The 17,134-nt window shown below is 32.2% G+C and carries 18 protein-coding genes, 1 tRNA gene and 1 pseudogene; 8 read left to right on the top strand and 12 right to left on the bottom strand.

Annotation, left to right across the window (positions count from 1 at the left end):
- Positions 1–53 precede the first annotated feature (53 nt).
- A tRNA-Thr gene (locus TZ01_RS05610) sits at positions 54–126 on the top strand.
- 25 nt (positions 127–151) lie between these two features.
- Here the strand turns inward: TZ01_RS05610 and TZ01_RS05615 are convergent.
- On the bottom strand, positions 152–463 hold the full coding sequence (locus TZ01_RS05615; RefSeq protein WP_048101787.1) for a hypothetical protein: 312 nt from the start codon (positions 461–463) through the stop codon (positions 152–154).
- 120 nt (positions 464–583) lie between these two features.
- Here TZ01_RS05615 and TZ01_RS05620 point away from each other — a divergent pair, with 120 nt between their 5' ends.
- Positions 584–1,081: a 2'-5' RNA ligase family protein gene (locus tag TZ01_RS05620; RefSeq protein WP_162200876.1), complete on the top strand. Its 498-nt coding sequence runs from the start codon at positions 584–586 to the stop codon at positions 1,079–1,081.
- Between the two features lie 6 nt (positions 1,082–1,087).
- Here the strand turns inward: TZ01_RS05620 and TZ01_RS05625 are convergent, their stop codons facing one another.
- Positions 1,088–1,354 (bottom strand): hypothetical protein, encoded by a 267-nt coding sequence (locus TZ01_RS05625; protein WP_048101789.1) that lies wholly within the window; start codon positions 1,352–1,354, stop codon positions 1,088–1,090.
- A gap of 82 nt (positions 1,355–1,436) precedes the next feature.
- Here TZ01_RS05625 and TZ01_RS05630 point away from each other — a divergent pair, with 82 nt between their 5' ends.
- Entirely contained in the window at positions 1,437–2,096 is a 660-nt protein-coding gene (locus TZ01_RS05630; RefSeq protein ID WP_048101790.1) for a type I 3-dehydroquinate dehydratase, read from the top strand.
- On the opposite strand, the gene TZ01_RS05635 is transcribed toward TZ01_RS05630, so the two are convergent.
- The 3 genes from TZ01_RS05635 to dnaG form a co-directional block, all read right to left on the bottom strand.
- Positions 2,086–2,715 (bottom strand): MarC family protein, encoded by a 630-nt coding sequence (locus TZ01_RS05635; protein WP_048101791.1) that lies wholly within the window; start codon positions 2,713–2,715, stop codon positions 2,086–2,088. The two genes, TZ01_RS05630 and TZ01_RS05635, sit on opposite strands and share 11 nt — an antisense overlap.
- A gap of 71 nt (positions 2,716–2,786) precedes the next feature.
- Complete coding sequence (locus TZ01_RS05640; RefSeq protein WP_048101792.1) at positions 2,787–4,268, bottom strand: ATP-binding protein; 1,482 nt, start codon at positions 4,266–4,268, stop codon at positions 2,787–2,789.
- Positions 4,253–5,617, bottom strand: coding sequence for a DNA primase DnaG (dnaG, locus tag TZ01_RS05645; RefSeq protein WP_048101860.1), 1,365 nt, complete (start codon positions 5,615–5,617; stop codon positions 4,253–4,255). Before dnaG ends, TZ01_RS05640 begins: the two co-directional genes overlap by 16 nt.
- 317 nt (positions 5,618–5,934) lie before the next feature.
- On the opposite strand from dnaG, the gene TZ01_RS05650 reads away from it, so the two are divergent.
- A complete protein-coding gene (locus TZ01_RS05650) occupies positions 5,935–6,534 on the top strand; it encodes a hypothetical protein (RefSeq protein WP_052656782.1) in 600 nt (199 codons plus the stop codon).
- 353 nt (positions 6,535–6,887) lie between these two features.
- On the opposite strand, the gene TZ01_RS05655 is transcribed toward TZ01_RS05650, so the two are convergent.
- Entirely contained in the window at positions 6,888–8,000 is a 1,113-nt protein-coding gene (locus TZ01_RS05655) for a mandelate racemase/muconate lactonizing enzyme family protein (RefSeq protein WP_048101793.1), read from the bottom strand.
- Between the two features lie 250 nt (positions 8,001–8,250).
- Here TZ01_RS05655 and TZ01_RS05660 point away from each other — a divergent pair, with 250 nt between their 5' ends.
- Positions 8,251–8,658 carry a transposase gene (locus TZ01_RS05660; protein ID WP_082180457.1) on the top strand — a complete coding sequence of 136 codons (408 nt, stop codon included), beginning with the start codon at positions 8,251–8,253 and terminating at the stop codon, positions 8,656–8,658.
- A gap of 93 nt (positions 8,659–8,751) precedes the next feature.
- On the opposite strand, the gene TZ01_RS05665 is transcribed toward TZ01_RS05660, so the two are convergent.
- The 3 genes and pseudogenes from TZ01_RS05665 to TZ01_RS09430 form a co-directional block, all read right to left on the bottom strand.
- Entirely contained in the window at positions 8,752–9,510 is a 759-nt protein-coding gene (locus TZ01_RS05665; protein ID WP_048101795.1) for an N-acyl homoserine lactonase family protein, read from the bottom strand.
- Positions 9,511–9,638: 128 nt separating this feature from the next.
- Positions 9,639–10,964, bottom strand: coding sequence for an MFS transporter (locus TZ01_RS05670; RefSeq protein WP_048101796.1), 1,326 nt, complete (start codon positions 10,962–10,964; stop codon positions 9,639–9,641).
- Positions 10,965–11,055: 91 nt separating this feature from the next.
- A pseudogene (locus TZ01_RS09430) lies at positions 11,056–11,621 on the bottom strand (DDE-type integrase/transposase/recombinase); the annotation flags it as partial.
- A gap of 102 nt (positions 11,622–11,723) precedes the next feature.
- On the opposite strand from TZ01_RS09430, the gene TZ01_RS05680 reads away from it, so the two are divergent.
- A complete protein-coding gene (locus tag TZ01_RS05680) occupies positions 11,724–12,656 on the top strand; it encodes a transcriptional regulator (RefSeq protein ID WP_048101797.1) in 933 nt (310 codons plus the stop codon).
- Positions 12,656–13,276 carry a hypothetical protein gene (locus TZ01_RS05685; RefSeq protein ID WP_055040914.1) on the top strand — a complete coding sequence of 207 codons (621 nt, stop codon included), beginning with the start codon at positions 12,656–12,658 and terminating at the stop codon, positions 13,274–13,276. Before TZ01_RS05680 ends, TZ01_RS05685 begins: the two co-directional genes overlap by 1 nt.
- Here the strand turns inward: TZ01_RS05685 and TZ01_RS05690 are convergent.
- From TZ01_RS05690 to TZ01_RS05700, 3 genes are read right to left on the bottom strand one after another with little or no spacing between them, the layout of a single operon-like run.
- A complete protein-coding gene (locus tag TZ01_RS05690) occupies positions 13,273–13,857 on the bottom strand; it encodes an RlmE family RNA methyltransferase (protein WP_048101799.1) in 585 nt (194 codons plus the stop codon). The genes TZ01_RS05685 and TZ01_RS05690 overlap by 4 nt on opposite strands.
- 11 nt (positions 13,858–13,868) lie before the next feature.
- Positions 13,869–14,243, bottom strand: coding sequence for a glycine cleavage system protein GcvH (gene gcvH / locus TZ01_RS05695; RefSeq protein ID WP_048101800.1), 375 nt, complete (start codon positions 14,241–14,243; stop codon positions 13,869–13,871).
- Positions 14,244–14,282: 39 nt separating this feature from the next.
- The gene (locus TZ01_RS05700; protein WP_052656785.1) at positions 14,283–16,286 is read right to left on the bottom strand and encodes a threonine--tRNA ligase; all 2,004 of its coding nucleotides are present in this window, start codon (positions 16,284–16,286) and stop codon (positions 14,283–14,285) included.
- A 110-nt stretch (positions 16,287–16,396) separates the two neighbouring features.
- On the opposite strand from TZ01_RS05700, the gene TZ01_RS05705 reads away from it, so the two are divergent.
- Positions 16,397–17,134: transposase (locus TZ01_RS05705; RefSeq protein WP_048101801.1), on the top strand; the 738-nt coding region annotated here is incomplete at its 3' end.

The raw sequence follows: 17,134 nt of genomic DNA on the forward strand, positions 1-17,134 counted from the left end.
ATAAAAACCAAAAGTAAAAATTTTAAATAATGCGTTTTAATAATGGTATTACTGCCATCGTAGCTCAGTTGGTAGAGCAGCTGATTTGTAATCAGCAGGTCGGGGGATCGAAACCCTCCGATGGCTTTAAATTATATTTATCCAAATTTTTTTATGATTTCCATATCCCTAGGGCAAGACCTATTATAAAAATTAGCACAAATAAAATTACGGTATTTGAACCAAGATGAAATATGGGAGCAAAATTTGATAGATAATGCGTGGTAAATGAAATTATGGTGGCCAATGATGGCACGCCTATTAAAACCATACCGAGAAAAATACCAATAATTAGTGCTATTAGTAATAATATAACTGCTAAAACTGATTTTTTAGCTATAAAGCCAAATATATAACCATCCAAAAATAGCAATAATAAAGTTATGTACGGTGCAAATGATTGGAGATAATGCGGATATAACATTAGAACTCTAAGCAAAAATCTGTATTAATATTTTGTTATAAAGTGTTAAAAATATATGCTAATAATTTGATTATTAAGATGTCAAAATTTTTTTATTCTGACATGGTTTTACAATATAAAATGATTAACAAAAATGATAGGATGAGGTGTTTTATAGCATCGCCGGTAACTTTAAGCCAGGAATTATACAATGGAATACAACTTCCGGGAAAGAAGGTTGATTTAAATCTGCTTCATATTACATATTACTTCCTTGGGAATATAGATAAAAAATATGCAAAAATGGTATGTGATATTATAAAAAATATCGATGAGGGTGCAGTAAAAATACATATTAAGGGATTAAGCGGCTTTCCCAAAAAGGAAGGTGCAAATATTGGATATCTGGACATTACAGGCAATGGCCTCGATAAAATTTATTATGACATAATTAATAGTTTGGGGGTTAAAAATAATAATTTTAAACCACATATTACAATTTATAGATTTAAAAGAAAATTAGAACTGCCAGAAATAAAAATAAACTGCGAGATAAAAATTGACAGGGTATGCCTCTATAACAGTATATTTAATGGTAAAAGGATATATGAAGAGATGTGCTGTGCAATGTTAAAATAAAATTTTTTAAACTATATAGTTTGTTTTATCCTTTTCCTCATCCTTATTTTTTATAACAAGGTTTTCCTCATCGAACTCTATGTATGCTATTGAGTTAATTGGTATAAGGCGAATTTTTTGTGAATTGTTATCCTGAACACGAAAACCAAGAGCGCCCTCCTCACCAAGTATTGCATAACCAACGTACTCCCCATCAGTAATCATTGGTTTATCATCACCGCTGCCGGATATAACCCTGTACTTAGATCCTTTCTTAATTTCTATCATATCCATAAATGTATATTCTTTTTTTAGTTAAAACCTTATCTAAACTCAAAGAATAACATTTATTATTGTTGTATTATTATAACATTGGATGACGGCTGATATTAATAACCTGCATAATATATACATATCCATATATTTTAAATCCTTTAATGAACTTAAAAATGCTTTTGACTCAGGTATTTTAAAAAAAAATAATAATTATGAAATAAGATTCGATCTTTTTGAATTAAATGATAAAAACCCAGAGAATATTATTTCTTACATGAATGAAAACAAAATAAATTACATATTTACATACCGTGGTAGCAAAATAGCAGATATAATAAAAGTATATTCATATGCATTTAACAGGGCACCAATAATAGATATTGATATTTCCAACTTTTATTTTAAAAGAGATGATTTTCAGAAATCTAGGTTGATGCTATCATATCATGGTAATAATAACGATGATGTAAAAAATATATTAAAAAAAATGGAGATGCACAATCCTGATATTTACAAGATAGCCTTAAATTATAATGATTATGAAAAATTCCTCAGGGACCTTTTAATAATAATGGATTTCAAAAAAAGAACCAATAAGGAAATGGCCTTTATACCAATGGGAGATAAAAATAGCTTTTTAAGGGTATTTTCCCTAATAACTGTTTCAGATATCGGCTATGCAAAATTTAAAGAAAGCACAGCGCCAGGACAGTTAACTTTAGATAATTATAATGAAATTTTTGAAATACTTAAACATTAAATATATGTATTATCCCGTTTGCTATTAGATCGACAGCTATTGCTGTAAGTAACAATCCCATTATTCTGGAAATTACTATAGACCCTGTTTTTCCAATTTTTTCAAATGTCTTAACTGAATATTTAAGAATAATAAAAGATGAAATGAGAACAAGCACTATTGCTATTATAGTTATGAATCTGGATGTTAATGCAATGTTCTCTTCATTGAAAAATATAATAGCAGTGGTTATTGAACCAGGGCCTGCAAGAAGTGGGGTGCCAAGGGGTGCTATGGCAATTGCCTCCCTTTCAGATGACTCCTCCTTTTCTGCCTGCGTCATTTTGGTCTGTGATATTTTTCCCTGAAGCATATCAAAACCAACCTTAAACAGAAGTGCGCCTCCTGCTATCTCAAAATCATACAAATTAATTCCAAGAATGTCAAAAATGTATATTCCAAGAAACATAAATCCAAAAATCATTCCTGATGCTGTGTAAACAGCCTTTCTTATTACATCCTTCCTTTCTTTTATTGTGTATCCGTCTGTTAGGGATATTAAAACCGGCACTGCGCCTATCGGATTCATTATGGCAAATAATGCCACGTATACTGTAACAAATGTAATAATCAATGTCATTTTAATCAGGATGCTTAACAAATATTAATTATTTTGTGAGTATAAAAATTATTTTATAATTAAAGATAAATTTATTGATATGTTCTATCATCATTATAGTTATAATATGTATTATATTCACCCTTCTGAGATCCTGTAGCCTCCTGATTCATGGCATTATACATGCTTCCATAGTACTTCTTTATTTTCTCCTCAACCGGTATGTAAAGTGAAAGCGCCTCCTTAACATCATCTTTTTCTATGAGCTTGTGCTGCTTTTCCACTGCCATGTCTCCTGCGGCCCTTATAAGACCGCCCAGTTCCCTAAGTCTTAATGTAAGTGAGTTTTCCTTATGATCTTCCTTTGCCCTGCGCCTGCCCTCCTCTATAATTATTCTGGCAGCATCCATGGTCATGTGTGGTATTTTTCCGTCTATATTTATTTCCTGGGCTATAAACTGCAGGTATTTTAGTCTATTCTGGGGATTATCTGGCATTGCTATTTCCATAAGTATTTCATAACCATTACCGATAATTCTTGACCTTAATGGACTTAATATGTACTGTAAATCCTGTATGTTACATGCTGCAACAAGTATAAAATCGGTTGGAACATCGTCAACCCTTACACTTGCACCTGCGCTCTGTGGATTCCTGCCTATGATCGGGAATTTTCTTTCCTGCATTGCAGTTAATATAAATCTCTGAAGATTTCCTAAATGTGTGATTTCATCAATAAAAAGAACACCTTCATGGGCCATATGTACTGCACCGGCAACAACCCTTTCATATGGTAACGTCCCAAGCTGTGGATGACCACCATAGGGATCGTGCCTAACATCCCCTAAAAGTTCAGTTTCACTTGCACCTGTTGCAAGTACAAAGGGATTTCTATCTATTGGAACTATTACCTTGCTTGGACTTTTTTTCTCCATTTTTCTTCTTTTTTCAAGTGTTTTCTCATCAAGGACCCTTATTTTATCCCCAAATTTTTCGTAAACAACTATTTCCTCTTTATCCCCTATTCTTCTTGTTTGTGTTACCCTGTCGTTTGTGTTATTAACTCCAAAAGCAACGCCTATAACATTAAAAACGTCATTAAATGGACCCTGTGCACTGTTTATAATTTTACTGTTATTACAGTTTGGGCATATATTTTCAGTTGGTGGGGAATAAAATCCACAGTGCGGGCAGCGATAGCCTAAACGCTCGGCAACGTTCTGGGGTGCGTCCTTTGGATCTATAATCTGGCCTTCTATAGAATTTAGCTCATTCTTTTCCTTCTCTATTTCATCTATAGTTTTTACCTCTATAAATGGTCTCTCCGGATATGCAGGATTATGAACAACCCGGATCTCTTCCCTTGGTCTTTCAATATAAAATGACATGGCCTGTGCTATCATGGATTTACCAACACCTGGCGGACCAACAAGCAGTAGATTTCTACGCTGTTTTGCGGCAAGTAATGCAAGCCTAACGGCTTCTGGCTGGCCTATAACCCTATCAAGTGGATTTGTTGGAATTTTAACATATGAGGTATCTGGATAATCATTAAGATTTACATATGATCCCATGTAACCACCCTTATATTCTCAGGCTTTTTAGTCACATGGCCTATCTTCATGCCATAGATGTTTTTGATTCCAATGGTATATGCAGTATCTATTAATCTCTGTGTAATTATTCCACCTGTGATTAATGTATTTGCTCCGGTAATACCATCAAGCATATCAACGCCGGTTGATACTGGGTATTTCCCTAATGAATTTGAATCCTGATCAAATATTTCCATGTTCTTTTCCTCAAATAATTCCTCCAGTTTATTCTTTATAAATTTTGGGTCATTTATATTCCTCTTTATCTCCTCCACTTCCTGGACAGTGGCTTCTGAGGCCTGTACTTCCTTAACCTGTTCTTTATGATTTGTCTTATCTTCGTTTTTATGTTCTTCCCTTGAATCTGATCTGGATTCTTTTACCTCTTTTTCTGCAGGCTTTTCGGAGTGTTTTTCCTGATGATCTAATTTATTGTTTTCCTCAATCTTCTGTTTTTCCATATTTGATTTTTCGGTAAATTCTTTTAGCTCTTCTATCATGCCGTGTGATTCAAGATACTGTTCAACTGGAGTTTTATATTTTAAGGCCTTCACTATCTGTTTATATGTAAGTTCCTCAACCTCTGTTCCTGGTGGGGCCCTGGCAATAAAGTCAACATCTGCCACCTGAAGCATTTCTTTTATTATTAAATCCCCGCCATGGTCTCCATCCACAAATAATGTTACCGTTCTGGATTTTGAGAGTTCCTTGACGGTTTTGGGCACACTTGTTCCCTGAACTGCTATTGTATTTTTTATACCATATCTTAACAGATTTAGAACATCATTTCTGCCCTCAACAACTATTATTGAGTCGGAATTGTTAATTGCAGGACCTGCAGGCAGATGTTCTTCACCATATGATATTATTTCCTTTTTCTCAACCTCCTCTCTGACAGATTGAATTATGCTCTCGCTAAGGCTCTTACCATTCTCACCCATTTTTTTATATAATTCCTCTGCCCTCTGGATTACCCTGTCACGCTTGTTAATTCTTACATCCTCAACATCCTCTATTTCAACCTTGGCCTTGCATGGACCTATTCTGTCTATAGTTTCCAGGGCTGCGGCAAGTATGGAACTTTCAACTTGATCAAGGCCGGAGGGAATTAACACAAACCCCTCAGTTCTGCCCTTCTTGGTATCAATTTCTACCTCTATTCTGCCAATCTTTCCACTCTTCTGAAGGTCCCTTAAATCTAATTCATCACCAAGTAAACCCTCGGTTTGGCCAAAGATTGCACCAACCACATCAGGTTTTTCAACAACACCATCAGTTATTATTTTAGCCTTAATTAGGTATTTGGTTATATTTGGATCGACATTCACTATTATCACCGTTGTTATTTATTTGATTGATTATATTATGATAATATCAATTATCATTTATAATGTTATGTTTAAAATGTATATAATCTATTCGTTATTAGCCTTTTATAAATAAATATACCAGAAATTAAACCACTGAATTTATGATGGGAATGAATTTCCTGAATTATATTAAGGTACAGATTGCCGATAATTTAATATCCTCATATAATTAAGATACAATATTCAAATCTGGATAAATAATAAGAGTATTAACAAACGCGCTGATTGTAGTCTTAAGATTAAAATTATATAAGTATATATATCATTCAATCTTTATGATATTTATGCTGCTGGTCTTAAACGAATACCTAAAGGAATACCCCGTAAAAAAAAAGATAGTTCAGGCACTTTACAATAATGGTATATCCGTTAAGGGAGACAAACTTTTTTTAAATAATGTTGAGGTTTCAATAAGCAGCCTTGCAAACGCACTTAATGTAAATAGGAGAACGTTATATGAAACAATTAAGTTTATTAATAAAAATGATGTGGTTAGAACCATAATGGAAAATATATCGGTTATACCGGATATATCAAAAATATCGCTGTTAATGGGCTATGAGATAGTAACAATCTATATAAATATAGGATCATTTCCAAAGGTATTATGGGAGGTAATGTGCCTGATTAAAAAATATTCTTCTTATATTAAGGAAATGTATTCCATGAATTCTGATCTTGAATCTAATTTTATAAGAATTATTTTTTATAGTGAAATAGATAAAAATATATTCAGGGAAATAGACGAGATACCCGGAATAAATAGAATAGTTATCAATTCACCGGTAAAATTAAACATAATATGTAACAAGTGCGAGATCAAAATCTGCCCGCATAAGATATCGTCAGAATTAAGCAAAACTGATATTTTATAAGAATATATCAATACATAATCTTAAAAAAAAATTTTATCATGTCTCGAATGGAGTTACCATATAAACATTACAATATAGAAAACTTGACAGGAATAGACCATCCACAAACAAAGGTAATTTAGAAAAGTTAAATTATACAATTAACTCATTAAGGGTTTATTTTACAGCGAGGGGTGGGATGGTATAATTATAATTTTAAATGAAGGCATATGCCATTATCTATAAATAACAAGCCCGTGGCAACAACATTAATGGCATATTAAGAAAAAAGAGGTAAGGTTATATAAAAATAAATAAATTTATTAGGTAACTTATTTCAGGACATCACACATATTTTTCATGTAATTACATTATTATAATAATTTTTTAACTGAATATTTCTCAATTGCCGTTTCTTTTATTTCAGTTCCTGCACCCTTTATATTATTTAAATGGAAATAACCGTTTTCAGGCTTTAATGGATATTTCCAGACATCAAGAAGCCATGGGACATGCTCCACCATCCTTCCATTTTTTACTGATAGAACTAACTGGGCATGCAATGGCTGCTGTATATTGGTATGTGGATAAACATTTATGCCAAATGCCTCCGCAAGGTTTGCAATTTTTAACCATTCTGTTATGCCGGAAACTTTTGTTGCATCAACCTGTATTATATCAACAGCATTATTTATTATATAATCCCTGAAAATATATTCATTGTTCAATGATTCACCAAGTGCTATTGGAATTCTGCTTTTCTCTCTCAATATTTTATGCGATCTTACATCAAGTGAATTTAATGGCTCCTCAAGCCAATATATATTAAATTCATATAACTTATTTGACATCATTATTGCTGTTTCGAGATCCCATTTTGTGTTGGCGTCTATCATGATTTTCATTTTATTGCCAACAGCATTTCTTACAGCCTTTATACGCTCATAATCATCATCTGTATTTTTACTACCAACCTTTATTTTTATCGAGTTGTAGCCCTCATTTTTTAGTTCCATTGCATTCTCTACTAATTTATCCAGTGGCCATGAAAGCCATCCTCCATGTGTGTTATATGCCTCAACTATATCAGATTTTGCACCGAGAACCTTATATAATGGCATATCCATTTTTTTGCATAATATATCCCAGAGAGCCATATCAACCATGGATAAAATATACACACCAAGACCGTTAATTCCCAATCTAGGGTCCCAACCAAAATTATTTACATTAGTTATCTTATCCATTATTTTTAATCTCATAAAAGGATCCTCGCCTATTATTACATTTTTTATGTATTTATTAAACATTTTATATGGTAAATCCATTCCAGAGGCTGTATTCCAGTTATATCCATAACCATCAATGCCGTCATCTGTTGATAATTTTAATACAATAAGATTTATTTTATTTACTGTATATTGGGAATCCTTTATTGTATCCACCGGTATATCTAATATATATGTTTTTGCATCAACTATTTTCATATAAATAGCAATATAAATTATTATATAAATCCATATTCTTACATATAAATTATAATATATTATGCCTATGCCCCACTGTCAATAAAATTATTTTAATTTTTTTGCCTATTTCCTGCTTTTTCTATTAATGTTGGTATACAATTTAAAACCAATATCCATAGAAACTATTGGTTATGGATGGTTTAAACTTAAACACATCTAAAGATATATAACGAATGATTTATATAAATATATAAAAGGGGTAATGTAAATGCCTAGAAGAATATGGACTAGTGAGGTGAAATTCAATATTATAATGGAATCATTTCTACAATCACTGTGGCAGTACTGCCATTTCCATTTCATGAAGAATTTAAAAAATACCATGAATAATGAGCATTTGAAGGATGTATCAAAAATAGTGTCAGAGGCACTAATGGATGAATCGTTATTTAGGATGGCCATGGATAGGATGGAGGAAATGAAGTTAAATAAATCAATAGATATGTTCTATAAGTGGTATGATTCTTTATATTCATACATATCATTACCAAAAGAACATCAGAGAAAGCTGCATACAAACAATGTAACAGAGAGATTCAACAGGGAATTAAAGAGAAGGACTAAAAAGATAGGTGCATTTCCCAATGGTGATTCACTGATAAGGCTGGTTGATTAAGTATAATGGTAAAGGGTCATTTGAATTTACAGTAAAAGTATTACACTATCAAGAAACTTAATTTTGTATATTATATGATTTAAATTATAACATCTATTCTTTATAAATATAGGGTGCAAACCTTTTCTTTGAATAAAATTCAGGATCATGTCCAGGGTATATTTCAAAATTATCAAATTTATTTTTTAAAATAACTTTATTTGCTGATTTGCCCCACATTGAAGTACAAGAATCAAATCCTTGTCTTCTTAAAGTTGGTTGAATATTTTCTAATGTATATATAGCATCACTGGTAAAGATTATCTTATTATTTTTTGAATGATACATTAGACCCTGAGTTCCTGGTGTATGACCGTATAATGAAATTATTTTAAGATTGTCATTAATTTTATAGTTACCATTAATAGTAATATAATTTAAATCATCAAAATCGAAATCATTTCTATAATATACATCTTTATAAAACCAATCAGGATTGTAAGCATAATCTAATTCTTTTTTTTGTATTAGTATTGGTATATTAGTATTCCTAAAGAATTTCAAACCTCCAGCATGGTCAAAATGCAGGTGGGACAATATGACTAGTTTGATATCCTTTATATTTAGGTTTAATAAATTTAATTGATTAATTAAATGTTGATTATCGGATTGCTTTGTTGAAAATCGTTTCATAATGCTATAATTACCATCGATATTGGGACCAGTATCAAATAATACTATCAGATCGTTTAACTTAATTACAACACCAATAAATGGTACTTTAATAATCTCATTACTTTCACCATATACTAAAATAGATTTCTCATGATAATTAGCTCCTAAATCTAATAATGAAAAACCATTAATTTCCATAATATATGAAATTTATTTTTAATAATAAATAGATAATATTACATGTAAATCAATCTGATTATTTAATATCATATAATAAAATATATATTAAATTAACATTTTTAATTTTAAAAAATATTTGTTAAATATTAAACTATTATTTCTTCTAGCTCTTCATCAGGCTTAACTTTTATTCCTTTAGTTGCTACTAGTATGGCGCCTAACAACACCGGTAATGCACCTATTAATAAGTAAGTGTATAAAAATCCTGCTGCTGAAATAACGAATCCATAAGCTAAACTTCCCAAAATCCATGCAGCATCATTCAAACCTACTTGCCATGAATCGGCAGTGCCTCTAACCCTAGTTGGATAGGTTTCGGCAATATAAACCCACCATGTACCATTCCAAGCTAGTACTAATGGATAAAATAACAAGGTCGCTATTATAGTTTCTAGTAAACCAGAAGATAATGCAAAAAATATAACTGATATACCACCTACTAAGCCTATAATTGCACTAGCCCATTTTCTTGTTATTTTTTGACCTAAATGTCCCATTAAACCATATGCAAAGAATGCTAAACCATTTCCTGCTAATATGATGTAAAACGATTGTTCAACTGGTATGTGTTTATAAACAACTAAAGCCGTTGATGTAAAGAAAAATAAAGCTGGAGTGGAAAATTCATGAGATAGCTCAGTTATTGTACTATATATAGTATGTTTTTTTAATTTAGGGTCTGTAAATAATTGTTTATATGGATACTTTGGTGCTTCTGATAAATCTATCTGATATTTTTTTGTAATTTCTTTTGCTTCATCTAAATGACCATTTTTTGCTAAATTTCTTGCTTTAATAGCAATTTTAGATCTTTCTGGTTCTTTAACCCAATGTCTCATTATTACAACTAAAAGTATGGGAACAACACCTATTAAAAAAGCTATTTTCCACCCCAAATCTAACGGGAATCTTGGAACTACAGTTATTGCTATCAATGTTGCTAAGAAATAGCCTAATGGGAAACCTGCTTGTATCCAACCATACAAGCTACCACGTAATTTTGCAGGCATTTCTTCGTTGGCAATTGTTATTCCGGTAGGAAATTCAATATATGATGGCCCATCAGATAGTACTCTTATTATAATCAGGATAACTACAGTGGTAGCGAAGATAGTAAAACCAGTAAATATTGCCATAGTTAAAAGACTGTACTGCCATACTGACTTTCTGCCATATGTGTCTAAAAATGGACCAACTATCCAAACGACTATTGTAGCACCTAAAAATATTAATGCAGTTATTATTCCTGTTAAAGCTATAGAAATATGATATGTACTCATAATTAAAGGTAAATTTATTGAATATAGATTTAGATCCATGGAAGCCATTGACCAACCCAATAGCGCAACTATAAAAATAAACCATTTATATTTTGTCATTCCTTTAAATATTGGTTCCTTATTTGCAACCATATTTGAGTATAAAAATTAAATCAATATAAATAAGTTAGTTTACATGTATACTACAATCTATAATTTATTTTTAATATAAGTTATGAAATCCTTAAATGAGTTCCTTAATAAATTTATTGCTTTTCATATAACTTACCCCCTTTTCCTCATATGCCATTGATGGTGTTACCCCAGGCCTTTCATCTATACATAATGACATATGACTTCTCTTATAATTATAATAATATACAACCTCATCCCATGTTGTAAAATAGGGTTTTAATGATTTAATTGTATAATTTAGCCTTTCTAATTTACCATTTGTTTGGGGATGATCCGTTCCTGCCAGTATATGTTTTATATTATTATCATCCAAATACTGCTTGAACTTATTCTTATCTCCTATTATTCCATTCTTTCCATTTGAGAAGGATTGAGTGCCATGGTCTGTTATTATTTCCTTTGGTTTACCATATAGTTCTATTGCTTTTATTAATGTATTTATTGTATTATCTATTGTTTCCTCACTGTATACACCAAATCCTGTTATAAATCGAGATGCATCATCCCCTATTATTATTAATTTCTCTTTTTTATTGTATTCAGTCCAGTCAATATGCCATAGTGAATTGCTGTTAGACCTTTTATACTTACATATTTTCTGTGGTTCTTCTTGTTTAAAAATTGATATTTAATTGTAAATTTTAATGAAATGAATTATGCAACTGACTGACTTTATTGTTTAAAAAAGTTTTTATATGATATTAATAATATTAGAACGTGGATGTTAGGAAAGAACTTATTAAAAAAATATACGAGTTCTTAAAACAGAACGGATTTAATGTATCTGAGCCGGATCTATATGGCCTCGTTACATTTGATATAGTTTGCAGAAGAGATGGTGAAAAATATATAATTAAGGTTCTTTATAATATTGACACGTTTAGCAAACTGAGTGTTTCATCATTATTAAAAATGGAAAAAATAACCGGATCCATAGCAGTAATTATTGGAGAAAAAACTGGAACTGGAGCATTAGAAGATGGTGTGTTATATTTCAGGCACGGCCTCCCAATATTTTCATTCCAAACATTTAAGGAATATATTAATGGACAGAAACCCTATATATATTCTGCTCCCGGCGGCTTCTATGTTAAAATAGATGGAGAAAAGATGAGAGAGATAAGAAATAGCAAGAATTTTTCAATAGGATATATTTCCCAGAAATTGGGTGTTTCCAGAAGGTCCATATCTCTTTACGAATCTGGAAGCTCTGCAACAATAGATATATATCTAAAGCTTGAAAACATACTTGGTGATGATATAAGCAGGGAGGTGGATATTTCCACACTTAAAGAAAATATAAATGTAGAGGAAGAGGATATAAATGATGTATTTATAAAAGAAGTTTTTAAAATAATAAACAGCTTTGGTTACATATCTGAATACATAAGCAGGAATCCATTTAATGGCCTTTCATATGATGTTCAATCATTCCTTATGATAGGAGCCTTTAACAATGCCGAGGAAAATTCTGAAAAAATAATGTCCATAAAAAAAATAAGTGATGTTCTTGGTGATATACCAGTAATTATTAACAGGACATATTCAACAAGAGAGAATATATATGGATGCCCCGTCGTAAATATCAGGGATTTAATGAATATAAATGATAGGGATACATTTAAAAAAATTTTAGTTGAAAGGCTATGATGGAAAAAATAAATGATTATTTCTATATATTTGGTGGAATAAAGGGTTTAATACGTGATGGCGATGAATTAAAAAGGCAGCTGTATTTTGTCAAACCAGAAATTATGATGATTACCATATCACCGGAGGAGGTTAAGGGCATAAAATATTTTATTGAGAATCCCTTTGAAATGACGCTTTCGGATTATGAAATTATATATGGTGTTAATCTCTCGAAATACGGAGAGGTTATGACGCCATCACCAGTGTACATAGAGGCTGCAAGATATTCAATTGATAATAACATTGAGCTTATAGGACTTGATATGAATGAGGATGAATACCAGAGGGCATATTCAAGAGATGTTAAAACCCTTGACCTTATAAGGCACTCAATAAGGAAAAAAAGGATAAGCAGGACAGCATTTAATAACAAGACGCCTGAAGAATATGTTGATGAATGGAATAAAATGGTTGATATAAACGGATTTAAAAAACTAAATGAGGAACGCCTGGTATATATTGAAAAACGTATAAATGAAATTTTAAATGAAAAAAATAATGAGTTAAAGATGTGCATATCCGATTACGATTTTTATAAAGACCTTGTTAAATATTTTAAAAACAGGAACCAGAATTAAATCCTGTCCTTGAAAACTATGTATATCTCACGCGATTCAGATCTGGATGCCCTTGGCTTTGTAATTTTATTAAACGAATAATACTGCTTCCATTTATTTATAAAATTACCCGTTTCATCTCCCTGGAACTGTTTTATAACAACATTACCATGCGGTGAAAGCAATTTTAATGCCATCTCCATTACCGCAGTACCAAGCAGGTAGGATTCATAATGATCCCGCTCCCCAATTCCACTGGTTTTTACCATGGCATCTGATAGTATAACATCTATTTTTTCAATTCCCTCGCCTTCCATAGTTTTTTGTATAATATTTATTATATCAGGGTTCTTTATATCTCCCTGAATAAATATAACACCATCTATTGGTTTCATCCTGTTTATATCAACAGAGATTACTGGCCGTCCGGTTATTGTTCTGATGACCTGGGTCCAGCCACCTGGTGATGCCCCAATCTCAAGGACGTTTGAATTTTCTGATATAACATTGAATTTTTCCTGTATCTCCATTAATTTAAATGCTGCCCTGCTGCGTAAATTATCCTTTTTAGCCTTTATATAATATTTATCCTTTCTGTTCATAATAATTTCTTTTATTCTCCTATATATTTTTTGTATTCCTCTGCTGTTAGGAAATTATACTTTTCATCATCAAGTTTTATTTTCACTATCCAGTTTTTGTATGGGTCCTCGTTTACAAGTTCAGGTGACTTTTCGAGTTCCATATTAATCTCTATAACCTTGCCGTTAACTGGTGAATAAACATCCTCTGCAGATTTTACGGATTCAATTGTTAAAAGCACATCCCCAATTTTTTTGTCGTCTCCAGGCTTTGGCATATCAATATATACTATGTCTGTAAGCTGCTGCTGTGCATAATCACTTATGCCTATGGTTGCCACACCTGCATCCACACTGAACCATTCATGTGTTTTTGTGTATTTTAACTCCTCCGGTATTCTTGACATAAATGTATATATTAAATATGTATAAAATATATTTTATATTTAAAATAATTGATCAATGCTGCGGTTTTTTATTTCCATGGTGATTTTAGAAATAAAATCCTGAAGGTTATATGACCTTGTTTTATCCTTGCGGTTTCTAACAGAGACTGTATTGCTTATTTTTTCCTTTTCACCAACAACTATAATATATGAAACTCTCATTGGTCTTATAAGTTTTATTTTCTTAGATATGGTATTTCCAGAAAGGTCGAGTTTGGATCTTATATGATTTTTAACAAGCTCACTGTGAACATACGAGGCATAATCGTTATAATTCTCAGATACAGGAACCACATAGGTCTGCACCGGGGAAAGCCATGTTGGCATCTTTCCGTTGAAGTGTTCTAAAAGGATTGCAATAAATCTTTCGTAGCTTCCATAAATGGCCCTGTGAAGTATAACCGGCCTTGATTTTTTGCCATCTGAATCCACATATGTTAAATCAAAGTTTATGGGCATGAAGAAATCCAGCTGTATTGTTGAAAGCTGCCAGAATCTTCCAAGGGCATCCTTAACATGTATGTCAATTTTTGGGCCGTAAAATGCGGCATCCCCTGGATTTTCCTTGTATTTTAAATTTAGATCTTCCAGTGCGCTTCTAAGATTATCTGTGGCATTATCCCACATTGAGAAATCAACCTCCAGATTTGTTGAACCGCATTTAGGGCATTTTAATACACCTGATGCAGCCCTCATTTCAAATTTTTCACCACAATCCCTGCAAATGTATGATAGCAGGTAATTCTGTGGGTTTGATTTATCTATAGTACTTAAATCGTATGATATTTCAGATTCCCCCATTATTGTCCTAAAAACATCAGGGATTATTTTTATGAGAGATGATACCTCATCAAAAATTTGATCCGGTCTTAAAAATCCATGACCATCATCTATGGTAAATGCCCTTGGCCTTGTAAGACCACCCATCTCACCAGATTTTTCATAACGGTAAACTGTGCCGGCCTCAGAATATTTAATGGGCATTTCACGGTAACTGTGAACAGAACGCTGGTATATTGCTATATGCCCGGGGCAGTTCATGGGTTTAAGACCGTAATCGTCCCCGTTGCTCAATTTAAACAGAAACATATCGTTTTTGTACTTATCGTAATGGCCTGATTCCTTCCATATGATGTCACGGTATGCATGCGGTGTCCAGACATCCTCCCAGCCATTTTTTTCATTAAGTTCCCTCATGTAATTTATTAGTTCATTCCTTATGATTGCGCCATTTGGCGTGTAAAATGGAAAGCCAGGGGCACGTTCATCAAATAAAAATAAGTCCATTTCCTGGCCAATTTTTCTGTGATCCCTTTTCATTGCCTCTTCCCTTCTTTGAAGGAAATCCTTTAACATTTTCTGATCAGGGAATGATGTGCCATAAATTCTCACCATTTTTTGCTTATTTATATCACCCTCATAATTGGTGCTTGCAACAGACAAAAGTTTAAAGGCTTTTATATACCCTGTTGACGGCACATGCGGGCCACGGCAGAATTCAATGTAATTGCCCTGTCTGTAAATATTCGATATTTCACCATCCTTAAGGTTTTCATTTATTTTATCTATTTTATAAGGGTTATCCTTAAATATCTCAAGCATTGCATTTTTATCCTGCCTTATTTTTTCTATTTTTAAATTTTTTGATGCAATTTCCCTCATTTTTTCCTCTATTTTTGGGAAATCATCCACTGATATTGGTGGCATATCAAAATCGTAATAGAATACATCAGAATCCTCATTGCTTGTATTGGGCTTTGCACCAGGATATAAATCAACAATAGCGTTTGCAAGCAAATGGGCGGTGCTATGCCTTAATATTTTTAGACCATCATCGGAGTATATATTAATTAATTCAACTTCTCCTGATTCGCTGGCTGTATCATCAAGGTCATGTAAAACGCCATCCTGTTTTGCAGCAATTATTAAATGCTTTGCCCTATCAGAAATAATATCTGAATACCTCTGGCCCTTTTCAATCCTGGCAGTAATATTAGAATTCATCCTCTATGAATTTTTAACGCATATATTAATTTATTTTTATAGCGTGTCCAAACCTTCATAATTTGTTCGACAATTGTCATATTTATTAATTTGAAAATTATTAGTGGGATATGGCAGCGAACCACATCCCATTAATTATGCAAAGGCTGGCTCAAATAGTTGCGGAGGATAGAATCAGAAAGTACTCAAATAAACTTATTGTAAAGATTATTGTAATTTTAAAGATATATGGAGTATCATACAGGTCATCTAAATACTTCTTCAATAACCATAGAGAATTCATGGAGTTATTGAATATAACTGATATACCAAACTTCAGGACATTATCTTATAGGTCTCTGAGGATAGACTGGCATTATATAAATTCATCAATAATAGATATGATAAATCCTGATAATGATAATGCTGCAGTGGATTCATCCATTGTAAAGACATGTAAGGATACCACAGCACAGAGAAGAAGGAAGAATGGAAAATACAAGGATCCTGAAAGTTCATGGGGCTACGGCACAATGGGCTATGAATACGGAAGGAAGGTGCATGCAGTTATAGATACCGATTCATTATCTGTAATGGAATGGAAGATGACCACTGCATCTGTATATGACAAGAATATGGCATTTGAAATGATAGATTCTGTAAGGAATTATAATTATATTTTAATGGATGCTGCATATGATTCCTCTGATATATATGATTATATTTTTGAGAATACACATAGTATACCTGTTATAGATACTAACAGGAGAAGAGGAATTGTTGAAAATAAATTGACCTATAACAGGAAACTGGGTATAGCATTAAGGAAAAAGGAATCATCAAGGTACAAATTGAGGTGGGAGATAGAA

The organism is Acidiplasma sp. MBA-1, assembly GCF_000949015.1.
In the GTDB taxonomy this organism is placed as follows: Archaea; Thermoplasmatota; Thermoplasmata; order Thermoplasmatales; family Thermoplasmataceae; genus Acidiplasma; species Acidiplasma aeolicum.

Excerpts from the sequence above, each read along its gene's own strand:
- TZ01_RS05615 (WP_048101787.1), bottom strand. The coding sequence starts at position 463 with ATGTTATATCCGCATTATCTCCAATCATTTGCACCGTACATAACTTTA.
- TZ01_RS05620 (WP_162200876.1), top strand. The coding sequence starts at position 584 with ATGATTAACAAAAATGATAGGATGAGGTGTTTTATAGCATCGCCGGTA.
- TZ01_RS05625 (WP_048101789.1), bottom strand. The coding sequence starts at position 1,354 with ATGGATATGATAGAAATTAAGAAAGGATCTAAGTACAGGGTTATATCC.
- TZ01_RS05630 (WP_048101790.1), top strand. The coding sequence starts at position 1,437 with ATGACGGCTGATATTAATAACCTGCATAATATATACATATCCATATAT.
- TZ01_RS05635 (WP_048101791.1), bottom strand. The coding sequence starts at position 2,715 with ATGACATTGATTATTACATTTGTTACAGTATACGTGGCATTATTTGCC.
- TZ01_RS05640 (WP_048101792.1), bottom strand. The coding sequence starts at position 4,268 with ATGGGATCATATGTAAATCTTAATGATTATCCAGATACCTCATATGTT.
- TZ01_RS05650 (WP_052656782.1), top strand. The coding sequence starts at position 5,935 with ATGATATTTATGCTGCTGGTCTTAAACGAATACCTAAAGGAATACCCC.
- TZ01_RS05655 (WP_048101793.1), bottom strand. The coding sequence starts at position 8,000 with ATGAAAATAGTTGATGCAAAAACATATATATTAGATATACCGGTGGAT.
- TZ01_RS05660 (WP_082180457.1), top strand. The coding sequence starts at position 8,251 with ATGCCTAGAAGAATATGGACTAGTGAGGTGAAATTCAATATTATAATG.
- TZ01_RS05665 (WP_048101795.1), bottom strand. The coding sequence starts at position 9,510 with ATGGAAATTAATGGTTTTTCATTATTAGATTTAGGAGCTAATTATCAT.
- TZ01_RS05670 (WP_048101796.1), bottom strand. The coding sequence starts at position 10,964 with ATGGTTGCAAATAAGGAACCAATATTTAAAGGAATGACAAAATATAAA.
- TZ01_RS05685 (WP_055040914.1), top strand. The coding sequence starts at position 12,656 with ATGGAAAAAATAAATGATTATTTCTATATATTTGGTGGAATAAAGGGT.
- TZ01_RS05690 (WP_048101799.1), bottom strand. The coding sequence starts at position 13,857 with ATGAACAGAAAGGATAAATATTATATAAAGGCTAAAAAGGATAATTTA.
- gcvH (WP_048101800.1), bottom strand. The coding sequence starts at position 14,243 with ATGTCAAGAATACCGGAGGAGTTAAAATACACAAAAACACATGAATGG.
- TZ01_RS05700 (WP_052656785.1), bottom strand. The coding sequence starts at position 16,286 with ATGAATTCTAATATTACTGCCAGGATTGAAAAGGGCCAGAGGTATTCA.